Consider the following 26,465-nt stretch of genomic DNA (forward strand, 5'->3'; position numbering starts at 1 on the left):
CATAGGGCATAGGGCATAGGGCTTTGGTTATTCTTTCTCCCCCTGCCTCCCCTGCTCCCCCTGCCTCCCCTGCTCCCTCATCTCCCTCATCTCCCTCATCTCCCGCTACTTGCCAGATTGTACTTTACTAATTTGATCGGCTGCGATCGCATACCAAATTTGACCGAAAGTTTGTTGATTCAGTTTCCCACGCTGCTGACCAGGAAACAACCGATCAAATTTTTCATTTGTTTCTTTGTTCAACTGACTAATTGTATAGTCTCCGAATTCACCCGATCGCGCTTGTCGTCTCCATCTTTCGTAATCTTGTGTGGTGTAATTCCCCAGCTTCCGACGCGCTGCTGTACCGAGGTTAGCTTGTTCTATTTTATTTAAAAATTCGTCTCCGATACTGTACCATTCATCCCGAAAACGAGCATCTTCAGGTTTAGATGTGAGGGTACGTCCCTTTAATTGGGAATTTTTTGTATAAAATGAATCGTCTACGAAGCGTGTAAAAAATCCTTCGGAAATTTCTAGCTGTTGGCGGCGACTGATAAGTTGCTCAAGCTTGCCACTTGTATTTCGATCGCTGACTGGTTTCCCGCTAGGATTGGGTAATTGGGGAATTTGCGGTAATGAAATTGATGGAATGGTGATTGAAGATACGCCACGAATCACTGCGTTTACCACCGCCCAAGCACCTGCACCAGTTAAGACAACTAAAGCGGTGCCGCCCAGACTCATGACAAAAGGACGAATCCAAACGGGGAAAGATGCCGGTTTAGTAATTGCTTGGGTTCTATTCTGGAATCTACTAACAATAGCACTGGCGCCTTGTCTTCCAGGAGCAACTACCATCGTCTTAATCTTGGTAATATAATTAGCTGGTGGTTTGGTAGCATTTGGCGATGGTAAATCTTTGAGGACTTGCTCGGCTCGTTGATAGCGATCGCTCGGTTTATAAGCCAGCATCTTTTTTAACACAGACTCCAGTTTGGGACTCACTTGGATTTGCTTGCCCCAGTACCAAATTCCCTGATAGCTGTCGTATAATTTTTGCGGTTCTTGCCCCGTCAGTAACACCAATGCGGTTACCGCTAAAGAGTATAAATCACTACTGAAAAATGCCTTTCCTTGCCGTAGCTGTTCTTCTGGAGCATAACCTTTTTTACCAAGCAAAGTGTTATTCCCAACCAACTGAGTGCGCCAAAAACCTTGAGAAGCTGGCAATTGCTTGACGCCACCAAAATCAATCAACACTGGGAGGTTATCAGAACGCCGCCAAATTAAATTATCGGGAGAGATATCACGGTGAACTACATCTTGTGAGTGGATGTAAGATAAAACTGGTAAAATCTGTTGCAGTAGGGTAATTACTTCCTCTTCACTAAAAGCTTTTCCTTGACTGCGACGCTGTTCTAATAACTGGTCAAAATTGTTACCATCTACATAATCTTGGACTAAAAAGAAAAAATCTTTAGTACCTATGTTGACTTGCAGCGAACTGTGAAAACGGGGAATTTGAGAATGCTGGAGTTTTTTCAGGACATTGGCTTCTCGTTCAAATAATTCTTTAGCTTTTTGTAAATCTTGTTTTTCTTGTACTTGGGGTGCAAATTCCTTCAGCACACAGGTTTGATGGGATTTATTTTTATCCTGGGCCAAATAAGTGCGTCCAAAGCCACCCTGGCCTAGTTGACGTATGATTTTATAGCGATTATCTATAACCTGCCCCACAGCAAGAGGTAATGGTTCACCGCAAAGGGTACAAAAACGGTTGCCATTATCATTCGTGTGTTGTTTGCTGCAATAGACCTGCATGGTGCCCAAGGATGAATTAAGGTTTTATTTAATGACTACAACGAGCGTATACTTGTTTTCGGATATCTTACCAAACGTTCGGTGTAAGGTGTTGCTATCCTAAGGAATATTGATTAAATAGAGACTAATGCTTTTGTATACTTATTTACTAGCTTAAAAAATCAAAATAACCAAGTAAAAAGTAAAGATAAGGATAAGTTCAATATTTTTTTTGGCTTTTGCCTTTTAGCTTTTTATTTGCAAGTAACGGTGTTAGTTTGACCTTGCCGATTTTAGATTTTACATTATTTCGGTCTACTCCCTGTCCCTACTGGGCGGAACAAATCCACAATCGTTCAACTGAGTGAAGTCGAAGTCCAAAATTTAAAATCATAATGCCCCTTACCCTTGTGGTTGGGGTTCAATCCAAAATCCAAAATTTAAAATCCAAAATTATTTGACTTCAAAATTAAGCATCATGAACTGTAAATCACAAAGCCAGCGAGCAATTAAAGCATTTGAAGATTTTCTTTCTACTCCTCTAGAAACTCAACTGCAACGACATCTCAACACTGAAAGTTCAGTAGCTTTGACTTTATTTCACGATGTGGCGGCTAACGTACCCGCCTACAAGGCTTTTTTAGCAGAAAGAGAAATTAATCCTGGGAGTATTCAAAGCTTGGAGGACTTTCAAAAACTTCCAGCGATCGCTAAAGAAAATTATATACTGCATTATCCCTTAGCTGACTTGTGCCGCAACGGACAACTCCAAGGGTGCGATATGATAGCCGCTTCCTCTGGTTCCAGTGGTAAACCCACATTTTGGCCTCGTTTTTTCACAGATGAACTCCAAATCGCCACACGTTTTGAACAGATTTTTCACGATAGTTTTTATACAGACACTAGACGTACTCTAGCTGTGATTTGTTTCACCTTGGGTACTTGGGTAGGTGGAATGTTCACCACTAATTGCTGTCGCTATCTTGCGAGTAAAGGTTATCCCCTGACTGTAATCACTCCCGGTAACAACAAAAAAGAAATATTGCGAGTTGTGCAAGAGTTGGGTTCGACTTTTGAGCAAGTGGTACTTTTGGGATATCCGCCATTTTTGAAAGATGTCATTGATACTGGAATTGCTCGTGGTGTGGAGTGGCAGCAATATCAGATTAAATTTGTCATGGCGGGAGAAGTATTCAGCGAAGAATGGCGCAGTTTGGTTGGTAAACGAGTTGGTTCAGAAAATCCCTGCTATGATTTTGCATCCCTTTACGGCACTGCGGATGCGGGAGTTTTGGGCAATGAAACGCCGTTAAGTATTTGTATTCGTCGTTTTTTGGCAGAGAATCCCGACGCAGCTAAAGCTTTGTTTGGGGAATCGCGTTTACCGACGTTAGTGCAGTACGATCCTTGCAGCCGCTTTTTTGAAGTTCAAGATGGCGCATTGCTATTTTCTGGAGATAACGGTGTTCCATTGGTGCGTTATGACATCTTGGATACTGGCGGCATCATTAGTTATGATGCCATGCTGGAATTTTTAGCCAAATGGGGATTTCATCCTGTTGCAGAGTTACAGAATCAGAATTCAGAATTCAGAATTCAGAATTCAGAATTAAGCACTCAGAAGTTACCTAGAGGTATTCATCAGCTACCTTTTGTTTATGTCTTCGGACGTTCTAATTTTACAGTTTCCTACTTTGGCGCGAATATTTATCCAGAAAATGTGACGGTGGGATTAGAACAACCAGTGATTCAAGAATGGGTGACGGGTAAGTTTGTGTTGCAGGTGAAAGAAGATGCAGACAAAAACCGATTTTTATCTGTGGTTGTGGAGTTAGCACCAGGGGTAGAAGGTAGTGAAGATCGAAGAGAAGCGATCGCATCTTCTATTCTTTCACAACTGCTACGTCTCAATAGTGAGTTTGCTAATTATGTTCCCGCTGAATATCAAACACCACAGGTTGCATTAGCGCCAATGGGGGATGTTGAATATTTTCCTATTGGGGTGAAGCATCGTTATACGCGTAAATAGTAGTACTAGGCGCGATGAATCACATACAAGAAGAAGACGCGATGAATCGCGTCTCTACAAGGGGGGGATTAAAAAAACGATGCCTGCGGCGGGCTACGCCTACGCATTTTCATTTTGTTTACGATATCTGTTTTATTAGGGGCGATCGCATTCTCTGGATTGCGGAAAGATCAGACGCGATAGATTTACGAGACGCTCTGCTTAGAGTGATGGAAGAGCGATAGCTAGTTTTCTGTCAATGCGTAAGTTGTACAAGAAAATCTAATTGACTGTTTCATTTCCTTTCTTGTCAGTATTATCGTTGGTAGAGACAAGGAACCAGTCCTGACCCTGTACACCATCAAGAGTGTCACCAGTTAATGAGTCTACAACATTGTCATCAGTGATATTAGCAGGATTGAGTGCATAGAAACTATCAAAGCCTACGCCATTCTTCAGGTTAGTGATACGTTGGGAGTAGGAGACGGGCTGTAACCAGGCAGCTAATAGAGCAGCGATCGCATTCAAGTCAGAGGAGTATTTATACTTGCCAGAAATGAGGATATCATCACCCTTGTCAGCGTTGATAGTATCTTGACCAGAGCTACCTAACAAAATATCGTTGTCTGTACCACCATAGATAAAATCGCTACCATCGCCACCATCGATCACATTGTAGCCATTGCCTCCACGGATAGTATCATTGCCGACATCACCGTAGATGACAGTAGTAATCGGGTCAAGGTCAGAATTGATCGTGATGGTATCATTCCCGGCGTTGCCGTAGATAATAATCCGACCAATAGTTGAGCCATTGCTGGTTCTAGCAAATTCGCCTTTATCAGTGCCGTTGACGAATACGCGAATCATGGAAGCGCTGCTACCACGGCGTACCTCAATGTTGTCATTACTGTTACCACCACCAATAAATAATGCGCTTTGGGTAGAGTTAGTTGGGTCTTGGGCAACGAAAACTTGATTTACAGTTACATCGTTACCGTTACTACTTGTGGGTGGGTTGGTTGGTGGGTTGGTGTTACCACCTCCATTTAATGGAAGAGCTGTGGCGCGATCGTCTTCGGGGCCGCCTTGGGTATCGCGTCTGGCTTGGGTATTACCAGGTTGGGGGTCACGAGGTGAACCACCTTGATCTTGCCATTGCGGGTCTTGTTGTGTGACTAGACCTAGTTCGCCATTAGGTTCGCTCAAGGTGCGGTCGGCTCCACTTTCTTTGCCCAAATCCAGTAAAAACTGCTGAATTTGCGGCGAGGGTGAGCGGACAACGGTTGGGTTACCGAAGGCGCTAAATGGCACTATGTAGCTGTTAAACTCGCCGCGCCAGTCGAAGAGGCGATCGCCGCCTGTGTTGGCAATCAGCACATCTAGTCCGCCGCCCCCGAAGGCAAAGTCGCGATCGGCAAATTCTACTGCATCGGGTTGGTTATTCAGACCACCAGCCGTATCGTGATTATCGTCGGCGTTCATCAAGTCGTCACCAAAACCACCAAACAAACGGTCATTCTGCGTGCCACCGACTAGCCAATCGTTACCCAAATCGCCAAATACCCGGTCTTTACCATCATTGATTTTATTGTTACCAGCATCAACAGCATCAAAGTTGAGGAAAAAGTTATTAATTTTCTGGAGCGGATTGTTGGCATCGTAGGCTGCCAACTTGCGGGTTACTGGGTCGTAGCCTAGTGGGTTGGTGTTAGTAACTGGATTACTGTTGTAGAAAGCAGCTTGGGCTTCTGCACCGGAAATGCCATCGTCACCTGCGCCACCGTGGAGGAAGTCATCGCCCAGACCACCGTAGATGACATCATTGCCGCCACTTTCTAACGCTGCCAAATCCACCGTCTTGTTCAAGCGACCAGTGATGAAAAGCCACGCGCCTGTAAATGGCCCAGGTAGACTGATTTGGGTTTGGGCATTAATAGCATTAACGCCGTAGAGGCTTTCAGTTAGTCCGTTGCGGCTGGTAATGATTTTGCCATCATCCCCAAGCACACCGTCTTCGCCAGTACCAGCGTAAATGCGATCGCTTCCCGTGCCGCCGTAGATATCATCATCCTGTGCTTCACCAAAGAGGACATCATTGCCTGTCATACCGTGGATTACGTCGTCGCCGGATTCACCGTGTACCACGTCGGCTGTACCGCGATCGCTAGCTGCACCACCTTGAGTGTAATCCAACAACTGAATCGCTCGTGGAATCACCTTCAGGGAACCGTAGAAGTCATAGTTAAATTTCAGGAATTGACCGTTGCTACCAATCAAGCGCAGGATATTACCGTTATCGCCAAGGATGTAGTCAGCATCACGGGCATGACCGTTGGCAGATGTATCGCCTTGGTCGTTACGGGCAATATCGGTTCCTGCACCACCAAAGATGGTGTCAGCGCCGTCGGGTCGCTGGGTTGGTGCAGTCAGGCTAAACAGGCTAGAACTGCCACCGATAATGTCGTCTTGTCCGAGATTTCCTAAAATTAGGTCGCCGCCGCCGTTGCCTTCAATGTAGTCATCGCCATCAGTGCCAGCACCAGCCAAATCTTCTACGGATGCAGTTGTCGAACTCGCGTTAATTGCAACTGAAGCGTCACCTTGAATCGTATCGTCGCCCAGTTGACCGAAAATCACATCATCCTGTGCGCCACCTGCAATATTGTCATTGCCAAAGGTATTGGCTGCTGGGGTGTCGGAGTGGTCAAACAGGACAATTTGCCGTTCTTCGACGCCAGTGGGATTGACTTGGGGACTACCTGTAACCTGGGCAGTGCCGTTGCTATCGTAGATAACTTCACCATTGAGGACGCGGATACGCGGACTTAAGGCATCACCTCGGCGGAGAATGGAAGCATTATCGCCAGCAATGACATCATTACCAGTGCCACCGTCTAGTACGTCATTGCCATCGTTACCGCCAGCTACATTGTGTCCGCCAACGATATCGTCATCCTGACCGCCGCCGTAGACGGTATCTGCACCTTGTTGACCAAGGATAATGTCTTTACCATCGGTTTGCTGTGGGAGGGTATCGTCGCCATAAATTAGGTCATTGCCACCATTAAAGCTATTGAGCGTGAAAATTGACTCAAAGCGGAATGGATGCTGGGCAACTGGCAAGCTTAGTGGCAGCAGTTGTCTGTTAATTGCCTGTCCGGGAACATTCGTTTCCACTAGTCCGTGGTCGCCAAATACCAGGTCATTGTCAGCACCACCCACAATCTTGTCGCCAGCAGCACCACCGATAATGATGTCGTTGCCTAATTCCCCGGAGATTTCATCGCTGTCACCGTTGTTCGGCTCCTTGGTTGTCAGCTTTAACACTTGACTGGTGGTGAGGATTTTAGCGTTAGCAGCCACATTTTGGGTAATTTCCCCGTGGTCGCCGAATATCAGGTCATCAAACTCACCTGGGTTGCCTGCAACTACGGTGGCGTTAGGTTCAAAATCACCAAATATCTTGTCCTTACCGCCTACAAGATTGTCAGCGTTGAGGAATGTGCTACTGTTGGCTGTGGGAATAGTCAGCGTGCGGGTAATCACGTCAACATTGACACCGGAATCACCATAGATGTGGTCGGCTCCTCGCTGTCCGTAAATTGCGTCATCGCCGGAACCGCCTGCTAAATGGTCGCCTGTTTGAGAGCCGTAAATCGTGTCATTGCCTGCACCACCGTAGACGGTTAAACCGACACTGGGAAGTTGTCCGGCTGGGATGGTCTTGAAGAGATTGCGGGCATCAATGATATCGTTGCCACTCAGGTCAAAGGAATTTGCTAGGGGGAAGAGGAAGCGATCGCTAGCAGTACCCACTTGGTCGAAGGGCTTCTGACCAAAGTCTGCACCTGTAACGGTTTCTGGGCTGCCGCTGTACCAGATGCCATCTTGAGAAGTATCGCCATAAACCACCAAAGGAGAGGCTGAACCACCGCCACCGTTGACAGTAATTGTGTCGCCACCGACAATCTTTTGACCGTTACCATCGAAGATGAATGCCCCAGTGGTCGGATTGGTGAGGTAGCGGTTGCCACCACCGTGAACCGTTGTGATGCCGCCGTGGGTAGCGGTGGTACTCAATGTACTCTCGATTGTCAGGTTGTCGTTGCCACTGCCAAGCAACAAGTTGAGGACTTCAAAGGTGGATTTGCCCGTTGTCGAGTCGCCGTAGGTAATGCCGCCCTTGAAGACATTCGGCTCGCCAAAGGCGGTGGTGCCTGAGAAAGTCAAATCCCCTGCCATGTTGAAGCCGGATAGATTGGTGGCAGTGAGTACACCTGTTTTATCTTCTTGGCTGGAGTCGTCAAAGATATTCAGGGTGTCAATTTGCTGTTCTTCAGGCGGTTGAACGCCAATTTCCAACAGCGGCGCGTTCAATTCCTTGGGCAAGATGACGGCTGGATTCAGCGAACGATTGACTGTAGTCGTACCGCCAATGACTTCCAAAGGCCCGCGTAGGTTGCTTAACAGGTGCGGCTGAGCTGGGAACGGCTTCAGCTTTTGAGTGCCTGGAGTCGGAACAAATGAGGGATTGGCGGTGACAGTAACTGTCTGCGGCTGGAACCAGTTGGTCTCGTTGAAGGTGAGGGAAGTGGGGGTTGTAGTAGCTTGCCCATCATTTAGCAGGTCAATGGTGACTTGCCCAACAGGTGCCTTGGTCAGGCGAACGGTGTAGGTGTCGCCCACTCCTGGGTTTGCTGGCGTGCCATCACCTTTAATTAGCAGGGTAGAGCCGTCAGTCTCCGTGACTATTACGCCCGGTGTTTCATCGTCTAAGACTTCGACATCTAATAAGCGATCGCTCACCACAAATGTACTATCTGTACTAGTAACCTTGTGAGTAATCGCTGAAATCTTGGCATCCTCTGGCGCAACGTCTTGGGTTGCCGAAACCTTAACGGTAAACGGTGTATTCCAATTAGTTTCGTTGAAGGTGATAGATTTATTTGCTGCCGAGAAGCGCGTGTCTGCGGGATTAGCTGCCGATAGGGCAATTTGTCCATCGTTAGCTAGGGTCACCGTCACCGTCTTACCAGCAGCCGGAGCTTTTGTCAGTTGCACGGTGTAGGTATCAGTAATACCTGTTGTGGCATCTCCCTCCAGTACCAGTGTGCCGCCATTACTTTCGTTGATAATCAAGCCTGGTTGGTCATTGTCCAACACCGTCACTTCGACATTTTTCACCGCTGCTTTATTGAAGGTGGCATCTTGGCTGGCGACGCTGTGGCTGACTGTAACTACCCGTTCGCTCTCGGCGAAATTGTCGTCATCCGCCAGCACGTAAACCGTCTGCTGTTGATCCCAGTTGGTGCTGTCAAAGACCAACACAACTGAGCGGTTATCTACAACTTCGGGAACGCCATTACGCAGCACTGTGCGCCGGAAGTTGTTTGCATCTTGAGAAACTAAAAGAGAATCGGCTCCTTGGGCTGCTTCTTCCGATGCCGACAGGGCAGCAGATACGGTAACGTAAACTCGTTCAGTCGGTGCCTGGGCTAGGCGCACTGTGTATTGACCAACAGATCCACCTTCGCGGACAACCGTCTCGCCACCAGCTTGCTGAATCACTACCGCCCCTTGTTGCTGGTTAGCAACGTTGAGGTCAATACCCGGAGCTAGCAGCTTGTCATAGCCTGTATCCGTTGCAGAGCTTACTTTGTGGTTAATTACACTGCTCTGTCCTTCAGTTTCTTGAGTAGTGATGCTTTGGTTAACATCACCCCCGACATTCACGTTGTCACTACCCAGTCCGCCAATAATTCGGGTAGCGATGCCGAAGGGAGTACCAGTGACAAAGAAATTATCATCTCCTTCTAAACCATCGATTTCAACGACTTCCACGCCGTTAAACTTGACGTTGACGCCAGCACCAAAGATACCGTCTTCCGAAATTACAAAGTTATCGGCGAACTCCGTACCCAGGACAACCACTTTATCGAACCCAGTACCACCGTCAATGGAAACTGGGGCGTTGATGTTGTACTGTACTTGGTCATCGCCGCTGCCCGTCTTCACATCGACATTGCCGTTGGTGGAGAAGTCGCCAACCAGTGGGTTACCATTTTCATCGGCCAGGGCAAAGGCACGGATGACAAATTGGTCATTGCCTGCATCCCCTTCTAAACGGAGGTCTGCCTTGTTGGCGTAAACGGAGAAGGTATCATCGCCTGTGCCGCCTTGAACAACTGTGGAGAAGCTATTGCCTTGGCTGAGGAAGCCACGGGTAGTTCTGACGGTATTGAAGACATCGCTGGGAGCCAGATTACCAATTGCAGTGGTGCGATCGCTACCATATAGCTGCCCGATTTGGAATTGGTCGTTGCCTTTGCCACCATCTAGGGAGGTGATGGCGCTGTTGTCGTCGCTAGCGAAGAAGTCGTTACCACCCAAGCCGTAGACGTTAAGCCGTCCGTTAATGTTGGCATCGTAGTTGATGCGCTGTAGTTCTTGTGGGCGAATGCTGGCTAGATTGCTGGGGGTTTGCGTCTGTCCTAGCGTGCCATGCAGTAGGGCGACGAAGGCGGGAGAATCCGCTGTTTCCCCAGGAATAGAATTCATGCCCCGCAGCAGGAAGATATCATCAACTGGATCGTTAGCACCGTTGGCGTTGCTGTCTGCACCGTTGATTGTCAGCGTATCGACTCCATCATCTTTCGCTCCTGTATCTAGGGCGTTGATGATGTAATCTCGGCGATCGCCTTGGCTGCCAGTGGTGTTAATAGTGTAAGTATCTGTGTCAGCCTGTCCATCCAGGTTGAGGGTATCGCGCTTACCGCCCCTCGATGTCGTCATGGACTGGAGTTGGTTGACGGTGAACTGGTCTTCGCCATCGTTTGCCCCAGTGGTAGTACTTGCGCTACCGAAGACATTGGTCTGTCCTTTGAGGAACGTCTGGTTGAAGACGAAACTATCGGCATCCGTGTTACCGAAGATTTGTGTCTTATCGGTGACATCTGCACCCGATTGAATAGTGCCTCGCAAATCCATCACCGAGCCGAAACCAGCATCGGCGTTTAAGTAATCTACCTGAATGGTAATGTTGTCGCCAGCAACGATTTCGCTGTTGTCTGTGGTGGTAACGTTGTCACCGACTCGCAGGTTGACTGATTTGGCGGCGGCGATGCGTCCTTTGGGAATTGACGTGCCTACAGAATTTTCACCGCTTGCCAGTAAATTCAGGTCTTCACCTTGGGCTGATGTTTCATTCACTGTTAGCCGCACATCACCATCTACCGATTCTGTGGATAGTACGTTTAATGCCCCAGCGGTCTCCGTCAGGTAAATGTTGCCGTCTGCCTTCGCCACTAAGCACCCGGTTGCTGAGGTGGAAGAGTTGATTTCCAGGTCATCATCACTTGTGCCAATACCGCCGCCAATGGCTTGCAGGTCAATGTTAGCAGCGTCAATATTACTGTCGCTGTCGCTGCGGGAGTCTAAAATGGAGCCAGTGCGGGTAGTTAAGGTAACATCACCTGCTGTGGATGTTACTTTGTCAACATTCAAGTCACCATTTGTCTCTGTGATGAAGATGTCCTGAGGAGCGGTAGCATTGAGAGCTCCTGCATTGGGGTTAGAGGAGTCGATTTCTAAGAAGTTAGTGCTGGAGCCAATGCCGCCATTCTGGGCTGTTAAAGTGATATTTTCACCCGTGACATCACTTGCTGCATCGTTGAGGACATCGACAATCGAACCCAAAGCTGTCAAAGTAACATCATCGTCAAAGGAAACAATCGATCCCACCCGCAGGTCGCCTGTTTTTTCAGTAATATTAACTGAGCCATTTGTCTCAAAATCAACGCGACCACTACCCAACAGATCCGTGATGCCAACGATATTAATTCGGGTATTTGCATCTGCGGCTTTCTTAACTACAATGTTACCGCCAGCCGTGATTGAAGGATCGTTTGTGGGATTGCCATTGGCATCTCTGGTAGCAAAGCGATAGGTGCTGGCGATCGCACTTGGGATGGTAGCAAAAACACCAACATCTTGGTCTTTACGTGCGCCTGCATCCGGTCTGAAGAAGTTGTAATAAGGATCGGGGTGTTGGCTGGCTGGTTCGTTAGTGGCATCAACGGTGATACCGCCGACTTTGCCAACCGTGGTTTCTTTAACGCTGTCTTGCAGCAACAGGTCGATGTCACCGCCAGCAACCAGCGGATCGATGTTAATTGTGAAGTCCGAGACAGCCGCATCCCGCAGACGACCTTTTAAGCTGAGTGAAATATCGTCCTTGGCATTCACAAAAATCTGCGAAGCGCGATTGGGACTCTGCACCAGTTCCACATTCACTCGATTGTTAACGGTACCATTTGTGGTAATCTCACCGATACTCTTATCTGTGGCATCAACTTTGAAAATATTGGTGCGAACGGTTTGCGAAGTACCAGCTAAAATATTACCGCCCTGATTGAGAATGCTTGTTTTGCCGATGGGGTTCTCAATCAAACCATTGAGCGTAATATTAGATGCGCTCAAGTTTTGGATATCCACCAAAGTTGGTGCAACACTGCGCTGAATATTAAAGTTGAGGGTTACATCTGTGGCAGTGAGTCCTACCTTTGGTTGACCAGTGCGGTTGACAACATCAATGTTATTGACGGTTAGCTGCTTGGAGGATTTATTGGTGATTTTGACTGATTTAAATGTATCCAGGAAATCAAAAGTACCTTGAGTTCCTTGAATCGTGCCATTCACTGCCTCAAACAATACCTCAGCAGTTCCCCTGTTTTGGATATTATCAACAGAAATATTACCAGATATCGCCCCTGTGGTTTGACCGCTATTCACCGACACATTCACTGCCTTGGTAATGTTACCGCTGGCATCAACCTCTAACACCGGATTGGGAACACCAAGAATCTCAACGTCAGAATTCCAAGTTACCTGCCGAGTTTGCACCTCGCTGGATTGATTCTTGTCAAAGTAGCGGTCTGATGTGTCAACGGAACCAACCGACCTTTCCAAAGGTGCGTTAAAGGTTTCTACGAACAGTGCCAAATCGTCTTTGTTCTTGTCCTCTAACTGACTATCGCTGCCTCTGGCTCCCGCAGAGATTTTTGCCCCTGCTTCGGCGTTGACTGTACTAGAGATATTATCTGTGCCCAGCGCCCGCGCTTCTTGCGGTGGTATCAGTGCCACTGCCAAGCGTCCGGCTTTGCGCTTGATTTCAAAATTATCGGTGTTCTCGGTATTAGAGTCGCCTTGGTCGCCATGACTAGCTCGAATGTCAACACCCTGGTTGCCTGCAATCTGGGCATTGCTCTTAATCGCCACATTGGCATCAGAATCAATATCAATCTCTGCATCTGAGAAGGCTGTGGCAACTCCCAAAAGAATTGGGCTAACGGCTAAAGTCTCAGCTGTGGCAGTGGCTTTCATCCGCGACACTTTGGCATCGATGTCAACCGCCTCGCCAGTCACAATCGCTCCTTGACCAATTTCCACCTCGGAAATTGCCCCTGTGGATTTACCAACTCTTACACCACCAGGGAAATTGCTATCATCTTCTTTATCGGCATCAGCACCAGCACCAATAGCAACCGCTAGGGCTTTAGAGTTGCTTGAGGCGGTAGTTGCGGCGTCTGTGTGAATATTTACCAAGTTGCCAGCGGTAATGTTGGCATTTTGTCCCACCTTTGCCTGAGTCTTATAGTCAACCTGGGTTGAGGTATCAGCAACCGCCGCTGAGATGGCACCGCCGCCTTCGGCAGTGGCGCTAACACTCACTATATTGTCGGAGGTGGCCGAGAGTTCAAAGTTACCGCCTGCTGTAATTGCCACATTCGTAGCATCACCACTTTCCTGACCGACAAAGGCGGTTGTAGTTGCTCCTCGTGTCACCTTCGCCCGCACAACACCTATTTGGATGGCACCACCCGCCCGGTTGTCTGCCAAGGTGGAAATATCTCCGGCAGATGAGGAAAGAATTGCCACATCTCCACCAGCGTCTATCTTTGTGGCAGCAATGTAAGCTTTAACTGTTGGTTTTGACTCCGCAACAGATGTTGGAACTGCCACATCTGCCAAAGAACCACCAGCACTCACCACCGTTGTTGAGGACTTGCCATCGCCGGATGTCGGTAAAAGCTGGCTGAAGGGTGTACCACCAGCGCCCAAGAGCTGATGCTGTCCAGCAGGCTGGGAACTGAGATCGATGTGCAGTGTATGGTTTCCTGTTGCGACACCAGACAAATCAACGCCTTCTGTGCCGATGAAGTGAGTTCCTGTGATACCAGCAGCATTCAGAGTGATGGCAGTGCCGTTGGCAGTTGCCGCCAGTTGGAAGGTGCCAGCGCTTTGGTTGGCGTTGACGACGTAATAACTCACACCATCTTGCAGACCAGTAATCGGCTTGTCGGTGGCTCGAATCAAGGTGTGGATAACGTTTTGGTCTGCGGCGGCAGTCTTCGCGGGTATTAAGTCGATCGCTTTTACCGCAATGTCATCGCTGGTATCGTTAGGCGTTCCACTATCGCTGCCTGTTGCTTCGGCCTTGCTTGCTGCCAACTGGATTTCGTCGGCGTTTTTCACAATTACATAGTAAGTACCGCCATCAACGAGATTGCCGATAACAGCTCCGTTGCCCTGCTTGCGATAGATGACGGCTTCACCCGTGGTAAAACCGTGATTTTCTAGGAAGATGTTGTTTCCTTCCGGTACATTTTGAATGTTATTGTTACTGTCTATCCCTAGTTGGCGATCGCCGTTGTTTTCGACAACAGACACATCCACTAAGCTGCTACTGAATTGCTTGGCTGAAGGAGCGCGGTAGGTAACAACCTGTCCGTTGCTGAAGTTGTTATTTGGATCGTTATTTGTGATGGTCAACGTACTACCGCTGACGTTCGTTGCTGGGCTGAAGGATAAAGGTGCTGTTGTCGCCTGGGCTAAAGTGCTTGCTAACTTAATGGTGGTGTCATCAATTTTGCGGACATAGTAAAGTTGGGTTTCATTCAAGCCACCAACATCGGCATTGCTGCCACTGCGATACCGAACTACATCTCCAGTCTGGAAGTTATGCGGGCCGTCGAAGGTAATGGTATCTTTTTGTGCATTAATCTTGGCTGCGTTAAAGGACGATCCCAAACGGATGGAGAGGGGCTTAACGGCTATATTGCTTGCCGTTTCCGTTTCTAGTTGATCCCCACTACTCAATGTCAGCGTTGTGCCGTTAATCGCAGCAATGGTATATGTGCCTTCATTCTTCGTCAACCCTGAGATGACGATGCGTTGTCCAACGCGGAAGCCGTCTGCTGACCATTGTTTACCATCGCTGCGGCTGATGGTATCTGCACTGCCAGCGTCGGTAAATACCAGTTGCTTAACGGTGACGGCGGTCGTTGCCAAAACGTTGTATTCCCGTCGCTGTTGTTGATTTCCCGGCCCAGTGATGAATTCCTGCAATCCGCCGATCGCCACATCTGGTGCATCATAAGTGACGACAGTACCATCAGGCAATTCATAACCAAAGTCAATTGTGTCTTGGGTCAAGTCAACCGCCGTCGCTGGTGTGAAGAGATCCGTTGGCGGTGTACCATTTCCGTCGGATGCCGCCTCGGCCTTAACGCCGATATTGCCCTGAGCCTGGATGGTCGAACCTGTGCCGATGTAACTGGTGACTTCCGGTGAAATGGTGGTATTCACCGTAGCCGCACTCACGTTAGCGCCAATGCTACCGCCGTAACTGCGAGCGGTGGCGTCTCCTTCTGCCCGGACTGACTTGGCTGCTACTGTGACATTGCCAGAGACTTTGTTTTCTGTCTTGACGTTGTTCCCAATATATGCACTAACTTGGGGATTGACTTTAACTGTGGCATCGATGACGTTGACATTTGCCAAGACGCTACCTGCACCCGCCAGCATATCAGCAGTGACAACATCTGTGCTTTCAGCGTTGATGGCGATCGCTCCTGCCTGTTTAATGGTCGCGTCATTGCCAATATAAGCCAGAGTTGCTTGGGTATCTTCCGACTTCGCCACCATACCACCCACAGCAACCAATCCACCTACACCCACACGGGTATCGGCTTTGGCTGTTACTTTCGAGTTGGCTTGCACCTGAATCGTGCCATTGGCGGCGGTGATGGTGGTGTTACCCGTGGAAGTACCATCTGCGGCTTTACCGATGTACGCCTCCGTGCTGCCTTGCGCCTTCGATGTGGAATTGGCGCCAGCACCAGCACCACCGATGGCCAGTGCGACCGAGGTCGCTATGGAAAAGGCTGTGATATTTCCAGTTGAGTTAGCGATCGCTGTAATACCACCCGTTGTCGAGGTGACATTTGCGCCATCAATGTATGCTTTAACCTTGTTGCCAATGGTATTTTCACTTAAGGAAACACCGACTGAAGCCCCTGCCACGGCGAAGGACAACGCCCCAGAACCAACATCAGACTTGATTGTGGCAGAATCCAATGCTGAAAGGTTAATGGCTCCATTGGCGTTAATTTGACTACCACCCGTGATATAGGCAGAAATTTGGTTAGTTGTCTTGTTCTTGGCGCTAGCTCCTGAACCTGCTGCCGCAAAACTGACTTGAGAAATTGCCCCAGCCACGGAAACAGCCACAGACAATGCGGTGATAGATTGAGTAGATTTGGCTGCTAGTTCAACACTGCCCGCAGATGTCACTGTTGATTTATCAATATAAGCTTTAACGCCGTTGTTAATGGTATTCTCAGCGATTGATGCGCCAACAGCCACCGATCCCGCGCCACTACCACCGGAAATGGCGACGCTACCGCCGCCAGCGTTGGCATTAATAATGGAGGTATCAGTTGTGGTTAACTTAACAGTACCGTTATTAGTGGTGGTGACATTACTGCTGTTGCGAATTGATGCGGCGATCGTATTATCAATTGTGTTGTAAGACCCAACTCCAGCCCCCGCCAAGGCAACGCCAGCAGAACCACCAACACCCACAGCTCCAGCCCCAGCCAGAGCCAAGGCATCGATATCTGCGGTGGAGGTTGCACTGAGTTCCACATTACCAGGCGTGGTGACAGTGGAGTTATCTACGTATGCCTCAACAGTATTATCGATGGTGTTATTAGCTAAGGAAGCACCAACGGCAAGGGAAATACCACCACCAGAACCGGCGCCAACGGCGATCGCCACACCACCAGCATCGGCGACAATTGTGGAGTCATCTATTGCAGTTAGCTTGACCTTGCCAGGATTGGTCACAGTCACATTGGCTGTATCCTGAATCGATGCTTCAATTGCGTTGCTGATGGTGTTGGTCGTCTGGGAACCAGCACCAGAACCAGCTAAACCACCGCCACTACCACCTGCGGCTGATAAACTGCCAGCGACCGCCAAGGCATCGATATCTGCGGTGGATGTTGCTGTCAAACCGACACCAGTAGACGCATTAACTGTTGATTTGTCAATGGTTGCTTTGATGGTGTTGTCGATGGTATTAATGGCGATCGCTGCACCCACAGAAACAGCAGTACCACCACTCGCCCCACCAGCCAGGGCTACTGCTACTCCACCTGCATCGGCATTAACAGTAGAAGTGTCAGTTGCCGATAGCGTCACACTGCCAGTATTTGCTGTGACGTTATTGCTATTGTTAATCGATGCTTCGATGTTGTTACTAATGGTGTTATTGGAACTAGAACCAGCACCAGAACCCGTAACTCCACCACCAGATCCAGTTGCACCTGATAAAGCCGCACCCAGAGTCAAGGCGTCAATATTTGCTGTGGAGTTCGCACTCAACGCCACGCTATTAGCCACTACTGGAGAAGTATCAATTGTCGCCTTGGTAGTGTTGCTCGTGGTGTTGGTTGCTAAGGCAGCTCCCACAGAAATAGCCACGTTGTTGGGTTGGCTACTCAATCCCAGAGCCACTGCCACACCACCAGCATCGGCGACAATGGTGGAATTATCGGTGGCTGTTAATGAAACTGCTCCACTGGCGTCTACGTCAGCATTATTCTTAATCGACGCCTCAATTGTGTTGCCAATGGTGTTGGTGGACGAAGTTCCAGCACCAGAAGCACTCAACAGTGATTGACCTGCACTAGCAGAAATCGCCCCAGCAATGGTCAGGGCGTCAATCTTCGCTGTGGAGTTGGCTGTGAGATTAATTGCATCAGCAGTGGATTCTACTTTGGCATTGTCAATGGATGCTTTAACGGTGTTAGAAATCTTGTTAGTAGACTGGGATGCTCCAACGCTCAAGGCGGTACTAAAGTCTTTGCCGATACTCACAGCTACGGCTACACCACCGGCATCTGCTGTAATGTTGGTGGTGTCTGTAGCAGTTAAATTAACAGCTCCATTGGCTTTGACATCTGCCCCGTTGCGAATCACCGCTTCAATGGTTTTATTCACAGCGTTATCTGAACCGGCTCCAGCCCCAGAGGCGGCTAACCCTTGCTGACCAACAGCCCCAGAAATAGCACCGCCAATGGTCAACGCTTGAATGCTAGCGTTTTGAGTAAAGCTAAAAGAGTGTGACCCTGAGCCAAGAGAAGTCAAATCAATGGCTATTCCATTTTTCGCATTTGCTTCACTTGTCGCCAGCTTGATTGTATTAGTGTTGACTACGATTACGTAATAATCTTGTTGTCCACTTAATCCACCAATTGCAGAGCCACCATTGGCATATTTTACTTTTTGCCCTGTGGTGAACCCGTGGTCTTGTATAGCAATCGTGTTATTTGCCAAATTCACAACATCTGCACTGGAGGCATTAAACGTAATTGCCTCATCCGCCGAGGATCTCGCCGTGACGTTGACATCACCAGCTGTGGAGGTCGCTTTAGCATCATCAATTATGGCACTAACTCGATGGGGATTTTCCGTAAAGGTTAAAGTGTGACCGCTGCCAGTTCCCACAGCAGTCAGGTTGATAGCCACGCCATTGGTAGCATTTGCCTCGCTCGTCGCTAGCTTGATGTTGTTATCATCTACCACGATCGCATAATAGTCCTGCCCCTCGGTCAATCCACCTATGGCAGTCCCAGCGCCACGGGAGTACTTCACCCGTTGCCCGGTAGTCAAATTGTGATTTGCAAAGTTAATCTTGTCATTGGTCACATCCACCGCCACAGTACTGGAACCGTCAAAGGTAATGTAATCTGTGGATTGTCCAATTTTATTGGCAGCGAAGGATGCTCCAACCGATACAGCACCATTTGTATCTTTACCTAAGGCAGCGGCGATCGCCACACCACCCGCATCTGCCTTGATGGCGGCGTTATCAATTGCCGTAATGTTAATGTCTCCTGCGGCGTTGACACTGGCATCATTGGCGATGGAGGCTTCGATGGTGTTGTTAATGGTGTTATCCGAGCCAGCCCCAGCACCAGACGCAGCTAAAGCTGTTTGACCGCTGGCGCCGGAGATAGTGCCTGCGATGGTTAAAGCATTAATCTTGGCAGTAGACTTGGCAGTGACTTCTACACTACCCGAAGCTGTGACGTTAGAGCGATTAATTGTCGCCTTGACTGTATTATCGATGTCATTTTCGGCGATCGCAGCTCCAAAGGTCAGGGCAGCACCAGTGGTTGAACCTAGAGCCACACCAATGGCCACGCCTCCGGCATCTGCCTTAATTGTGGATTTGTCAGTTGCAGAAAGTTTGACATTTCCACTGGTATTAACAGTTGCACCATTTTTGATTGCCGCCTCAATTTCGGAGACAATAATATTACCAGAGCCAGCACCCGCACCTGCAAAGGCACCCGCTAAACCTGTAGCACTACCAGCGCCCGATACAGAGCCTCCCATCGACAGCGCCCTGATATTTGCTGTTGATGTCGCTGTTACCTCAACACCGCTCAAGGAGGAAACTGTAGAGTTATCAATGTATGCTTTGACTGTATTGGCTCGATCGCGCTTGCCAATCTTGTTGATGGATGCCGACACTCCCACAGAACCAGCCCCGCCAGTTTGACCGCCAAAGGCGAAGGCGAATCCAAAACCACCTGCATCGGCTTCAATCTCAGAATTGTCTTGAGCAAACAGTTTCAGGGATTTGGTACTGTTCTTGTTAGCAACAACACTGCCGTTTTCGATGAAGGCAGCAACAGTATTAAGCACTGTATTCCCCGAACCGGCTCCGGCTCCTGCCACACTGATGCTACTGGTTGCGCCAGCAGTACCAGCTAAGCTACCGCCAATAGTCAGGGCAAAAATCTTTGATTGGGCGATTGCGCTCAGTTCAACGCCACCAGAAGCAGAGACGCTTTGATTAACTTTTGAATTGTCAATGTAAGACCGGACTGTATTTGTAATGTCGTTTCTCGCCGCCGAGAAGCCAAATGTGACAGCAGTTGTGTTTCCTCCGCCTAAGGTGGCAATACCAAACCCAAAAGCTCCACCAATGGCGTAAATCTCAGAGGTATCATCTGCTATCAGTTTCAAGTCACCTCTGGCATTCACTGTGGCATTCTTCAAATAAGCTTCAGTGGTGTTTTCAATGAAGTTTAGCGACACGGAACCTGCAACATTTGCTGAGAAGCTGCCATCTGGGTTTGTGGTTTTAGAACCAGCTAAACCGACTGAACCAGCGATAATCCGGGAATCTTCATCGGTTTTGAGTGTAATATCGTCTGCTTGTGTAGTCGCACCGGAAATAAAAGCTAGGGTATTTTGTTTAACTTGGTTATAGCTAAATGAGCCAAACAAACCGAGATTTGGTGACTTTTGGCTACCAGTGCCGATCGCATAACCACCAGAGAAAGCACCGATATAAGTGTCATTAATCGCATTCAGCGAAATATTATCTGATGCTTGGATTGTGCCAGTGTCATTGATGTAAGCCTGAGCGGTGTCATCTACGACATTCACAGCCACGTTTCCAGAAACATTAACGCCGTAATCTTCAGCATTGTCTTCTACAGGATTATCGGCACTGCTGGAACCAGCCACAGAGAATACCCAGAGATTGCCTGTATTCTTGGCTTTGATATCAATGTCGCCAGTGACATTAATCGAGCCATTGTTTAGTACTTGAGTAGCATCATCCTGGTCTTTACCAAGAATTGCTTTGGTGGTGCGACCAATGGAGTTAACACCAACAGTTAAACCGACTCCGATACTTTCGGTTGCTTGCACCGAGCCAACAACATTAATTCGGGTATTATTACTTTCAGCTTTAATCCCAATCGCCCCACCTGTAATGGTAGCGCCGCTTTCAATTTGGGCAATGGTCTTACTGGTTTGTCCCAATCCCACAGCACTACCACTAAACCCAAATCCTTCAGCATCACCACCAGATTGAACTAGGTCAAAGGAGAAAATATCTTCTTTGGCTCTCACCAACAGGGCTTTCTTCTTATTGTCCTCAACAATGCCCGTATCGCCTAACGCCCCTGTGTGGATGAATGCCCCATCTTCAATTCTAGCGGTTGTGGTGTTATTCATAATTTCCACCAGCAAGGAGACACCCAAGCCATTTTTAGAGCGGTTGCCAAAAATATTAAATGCCTCTGTTGGATCTCCCTTCTTCTTAGAAAAGATCCGACTCTTGTCAAGTGGGTCAACAGCTAAATCTAAATTGAGGATGCCTGCTCCATTCACCAGTGTCATATCGGTTTTGGCATCCACAAGCACAGACTGGAATTGAGTTCGTTTTGCGACAGTCTGGTTAATCTTCGCACCCTTGCCAATGATGGCTTCCGAGGTGTTGTTGTACAAAGAGAATGAACCTGAGAAGGCAAGTCCAAAATCACCGCCTAAGATTTGCCCTGGAACGATTTTTGCTTTCTTTACAGGGTCTGTTTCTTTAATGAAGTCCGCTTCTGTTGATTTCTTACCTTTGTTCTTGGTGGTTATAAAGGTATTGAACATGCGATTGGGAATGCCTAAGTTACCACTGAAGAGAACATCCACAAGCAGCACACCCAAATTACCAGTTGCATTTATCGGATCGTCTTTGAAATTAAAATCTTTTTGGTAATCGAACAAAAATGGATAAATGACTTTAGATGTCACTTCCAGTTTGCCCGCCGCATCGATGGTCGCTCCATCATCAACGATCGCCCGGACTGTATTAGTATAGAATCCCAGTCCCACGGAAACTCCGATCGCCAACCCCGCCTCGTCTTTCCCAGTTGAGGAATCAGCAAAGGTCTGAAACTTTTGTTTTGCCGAGGCAGCAACAGTTACATTGGTTCCAGAGCTCAGCACCGCCGTGCTACCCACCTTGGCTGTGACTTCATGTTTAAAGATATTTAAACCCAATCCCACACCCACAGATAGAGTGTTTGTTCCCTGTGCATCCAGTCCTTGAAAGCGGCTCTTAATTTCTGTACCTTGTTGGTCATTGAAATTTTTACCTTTGAGCAAATCCTTGGTTGCAGCTGGCTGAAATATTTCGGGGGCAATTGAGCCTAATGCCACTGGATTTGCCAGGAAATCCCGAATCTTGGGATTGGAACCAAGCGCTCCTTTAGAAAAGGCTTTGTCGCTGGCTTCTTCTAAATTGGCGATTACCGAGATCCCCTGAGTTTCATTGGGACGCTTGTAGGTATGTGCTGTACCTGTTGCCGAACTTGCGTCAATCTCAATCGGCGTGGCATTAATGGCTTCTGGTAAAGATTCTGTCAGCTGAATTGTATCTTTGTCGATGACAACCACATGGTAATAAGTGCTGTCTTCTAAACCATCAATAGCTGTGTCATAAGCCTTAACTGGGCGCAATACAGCCAGGTTGTGTATCGTGCCTAGTTCTTCTCCTGTTTGCAGAGTGGGTGTCTCTATGTTGATAGCGGTATTACTTAAGGCATTTGCCTGGGATGTCGCTAACTTAACTGTGTTGGCATCAACTTTGATTACCCAGTAGTCTTGATTTACTTGCAATCCATCAATGGCTTTCGCTTTCTCGCCCAAAAAGCCAATTTGGTAGGTTACTTTATCTCCTGTGACCAAACCGTGGTTAGCGACGGTAATGGTATCGTTAGCAAAATCGACATCCTTGTTGGCTCCCGGTTCAAAGGATAGGCTAACGGGCAGATTTTCTATTGTGGAGAATGTGGGGTCAACTTGATAGAAGATTGAATCTCCGGTTTGGAAACCGTGATTGGCAATCTTAAAGGTGTTCTTATCGCTATTAACAATTGCGTTATCTGTGGGGTCAAATTGAATCGGACTTTCGGCGTAAGTAAAGGAGTGGGCAGTACCAGTTCCCAAACTACTAAATGTCACCTTATTGCCCTTCTGAGCATCACCAAAGGTATTGGCTAACTGAATTCTGTTGTCATCCAACACAATTGCAAAGTAGCCCCGGCCGCTGGTCAAACCACCGATCGCCGTACCTCCCGAACCCGCCAGATAATTGACTACCTCACCTGTAGCAAAACCGTGGTTGGCAATGGTAATTTCACTATTGGCAAGGTTGACAACGCTTGTTGCGGAAGCATTAAAGGTTTTTTGTTCTCGATCTAACTTCAGGAAGTTGAACAAATGTGCTGAGGTTGGGGTAAACAGATGATTAGCACCTGTTCCTAAAGCCCCACTCACGAAGTCGATGTCTGGCTGATTTTGGTTTGCTTTCTCGGCAGTAGTGGCTAACTGGAATGTGTTGCTATCTACCACAATGACGTAGTACTTAGTACCGCTGGTGAGGGAAGCGATCGCAGTTCCTGCGGGGTCGCTGGTGTAGGTTATCTCCTGACCAGTCTTAAAGCCGTGATTGACAACGGTAACCTTGTCTGTAGCAGGGTCGATGGCTGTAGTTGGATTAAACTTCACAGCATCGGAAACTGGGTTGAGCGAGTGATTGCTACCCGTACCCAAAGCACCGCTCTCAAATACAATGTCTGCATCGCCTTGAATTGCCTTTTGTTCTGTAGAAGCTAGCTTGAAGGTGTTGGCATCTACATAAATGGCGTAATAACGACCGCGATCGGTCAGGGAATTAATCTTTGTGCCTGTGGGATCTTTGAAGTAAATAACCTCTTGACCCGTCCTCAGTCCGTGATTATTCAGAGTGAACTTGTCAGCACCAGTATCAATTGCCGCAGCCGGGTCAAATTTCCGGGCTTGAGTTCCTAGCGCTCCTGGCTCAAATGTAATGTCTGCTAATCCCTCGGCTGCCCTGTCAAGGGTTGATGCTAGCTTGATGGTTTTATCGTCAACAACGATCGCGTAATACTCACCTTGGTTTGTTAAGTAACCAGCTTCATCACTATCTCCATCGGTAAAATAAGTTACCTGTTGGCCAGTGGTCAAGCCATGATCGTTAGTGAAGGTGATAGTTTCATTGTCGGTATTAATGGCTGTGGAGGGGTCAAATTCTATGCCATCTTGGGGGCTAAAACTATGCAAGACACCACTATTCAGTCCTGTGTTGTCGATATCAAGAGCTAACCCTTTGGTCAATTTGAAAGTATCTTCATCAACAACCAAGACGGTGTAGGTATCTCCATCATTCAGACCAGCAATTTTGGTGCCCCCACCGCTGCTGTAGACGATTTGATCGCCAGTCGTTAATCCATGCTTTGTACTCTTGATTGTGTCTTTGGAAGCATCTACTTGGGACAGATCGATTGTCTTACCGACTGTGGAACCAGCAGCGGTGATATTACCATTAACGGTACTTTCAATAGTTGTATTATCCCAGTTGACACCAAATCCGAGACTGGCGGTGCCATTGATGAAAATGGCAGTAATGGCCTTGGCTTCACTAGCAACTTTGCCATTGGCGTCAACAGTCACGTTGCCGCCTGCTGTAATCGAAGAACCACTATCTAAAGTTGCTTTTGAGGTTGTGACTGTATTGGCAAACGCCAGCGAACCTCCTCCTTCATTTAAATTTGCCGGGGTATCAAAGAACTCATTGACGTTGCCGAAAACCGTGGCGCTAACTTTAGCATTGGTTTGGCCTTTGGAGGTAATGCTGACATCACCACCGGATGTAATGGTGGTGTTGCCCTTAATCATAGTTTGAGCATCGCCCACTGCCCGACCATAAGCAATGGCAACGCGGCTGAGAGGATTGATAGTATTGATTGTGGTAATCGCCTGGACGCTACCATCTGCGATCGCAGTTGAACCAATGGTAACTTTGCTACTTCCGGCGATCGCACTATTATTAACCGTCACCCCAGCAGTAGAATTCGCCACCTGGATCGAAACCGGAAGCAGTAAATTTTGCAACTGATACAACGGTGCTTCTACGAAGGGTGCAATAATCGCTTTCTGCACCCAAGCAGGAGCCTGGGCAAAGGGATTATCGTCTTTAGATGTTGCTAGTAGTGAAACTTCAGAGCCTTTAAGAGTAGCATTGTCTACATTAATACTGGACTTTCGATCCGAGCCGCCCCAAGCAAGGACAGTCAATCGCAGTGATGTGTTTTCGGCGTTTAGTTTGACAACACCGGCTGTTTCGGTGTCAGTGTCTAAGACATGAGCCAGCAGTTTCGGTTGAATATTTGCTGTTGCGGATTCTTTCTTAATTTCAATCACCGGCGCATTCAGTGTAATCGCACCGGAATTGTCTGTTGATTCAGCAGTTTCAAAATTGTTGCGGTTGGACTCGTCAGCAATTACCCGTGTTGTGATAAAGGCGTTATCCAAAATACTGATCTTGCTTGCATTGATCGTCAGATTTTGGAAACCGCCACCACCAATAAAACCTTTGATACTGACTTCATTAGCTGTGATAGTCAAATTGTCGCGGGAACCCGTACTATCTCCTGAAATCTTGAAGTTCTCATCCAGCGTCAGCTTAGTATTTAATTCCGATCCGAGATCTAGCACTACATCATTAGTCAGGGTGACATTACCTGTGATGGTGACATCTTCAAAAAAGGTGTTAACTCCACTAACATTGCCTGAGAGCGACGCTAGGATTGTTTTATAAGATGCGATCGCCTGATTTGAAAAGACTCCTGAGGCTTCAATATTCCCAGTTGTCGCTTCCAAATCCCAGTCACCACCCAGAGCAGCATTTCCTGTTAAGTCTGTGGAGGCTGCAACATCAGCTGTTGTCAAATTACTCAATTGCTCTATAAAAGCCGAGCCTTCATTACCTGCTGCGACATCACACCCATAGAGAACCAAGTCTGCATCTGGAGTCAGCGCATTCGCCCATGCTGTTAAATCACTTGTGTAATCATCAAGTGTGTCCAAGCTCAAAAAGGAAGAACCAAGTTGTAAAGTCCCAGAACTACCATGAGAAACAATATGAACGGCAGATATTCCTTGATGTTGTGCTAAGGCTTCGCTGATTTGATGCACTCCATCCTGTGTTCCATCCAGGAAGATAACTTCTGCATTCGGGTCTACCCCGGCGATTAAAGTTTGATAATCCTCAACACTGGAAGAATCTATAAAAACTAATTCTTGAAGATTGGTTCCAATTACCGAACTACCAGCAATTTGACCCGTTAGTGAATCAATATTTGTATTTGTAACTTCAATATTTGAGTTTTTATCTAAGTTTCCATCACTGAAAGATACTGGAAATAATCCTTTTCCCGCATCTGGATCTAGTTTGACAATGGGAATATCTGTAAAAGGAGGAAGTAAAGGTAAAAGTTGGTGTTCTTGAGAATTAATAGGAGCAACAATTTGGTTTAATCCTTGAAAATCAGCCTGAGGATTCAGACCATCAGCTACATTTCCTAGATTTCCGTTTACTGAAGGGATGGAGTTACTTTCGTCTGGAATAGTCATATTAGTTTCAGTTATTTAAAGTGCAAAATAT

General features: G+C 47.7%; 3 protein-coding genes. 1 reads left to right on the forward strand and 2 read right to left on the reverse strand.

What is annotated here, in order from left to right; genetic code table 11:
- Positions 1-105 precede the first annotated feature (105 nt).
- On the reverse strand, positions 106-1,803 hold the full coding sequence (locus tag IQ276_RS33635) for a serine/threonine-protein kinase (RefSeq protein ID WP_235116193.1): 1,698 nt from the start codon (positions 1,801-1,803) through the stop codon (positions 106-108).
- A gap of 457 nt (positions 1,804-2,260) precedes the next feature.
- Between IQ276_RS33635 and IQ276_RS33640 the strand changes: the two genes are divergently transcribed.
- A complete protein-coding gene (locus IQ276_RS33640) occupies positions 2,261-3,811 on the forward strand; it encodes a phenylacetate--CoA ligase family protein (RefSeq protein ID WP_193913276.1) in 1,551 nt (516 codons plus the stop codon).
- Between the two features lie 261 nt (positions 3,812-4,072).
- Here IQ276_RS33640 and IQ276_RS33645 read toward each other — a convergent pair whose 3' ends face one another.
- Positions 4,073-26,434, reverse strand: coding sequence for a DUF4347 domain-containing protein (locus IQ276_RS33645; RefSeq protein ID WP_193913274.1), 22,362 nt, complete (start codon positions 26,432-26,434; stop codon positions 4,073-4,075).
- Positions 26,435-26,465: the final 31 nt, after the last annotated feature.

Origin of the sequence: Desmonostoc muscorum LEGE 12446 (assembly GCF_015207005.2) — a bacterium.
Lineage (GTDB): Bacteria > Cyanobacteriota > Cyanobacteriia > Cyanobacteriales > Nostocaceae > Nostoc > Nostoc muscorum.

Excerpts from the sequence above, each read along its gene's own strand:
- IQ276_RS33635 (WP_235116193.1), bottom strand. The coding sequence starts at position 1,803 with ATGCAGGTCTATTGCAGCAAACAACACACGAATGATAATGGCAACCGT.
- IQ276_RS33640 (WP_193913276.1), top strand. The coding sequence starts at position 2,261 with ATGAACTGTAAATCACAAAGCCAGCGAGCAATTAAAGCATTTGAAGAT.
- IQ276_RS33645 (WP_193913274.1), bottom strand. The coding sequence starts at position 26,434 with ATGACTATTCCAGACGAAAGTAACTCCATCCCTTCAGTAAACGGAAAT.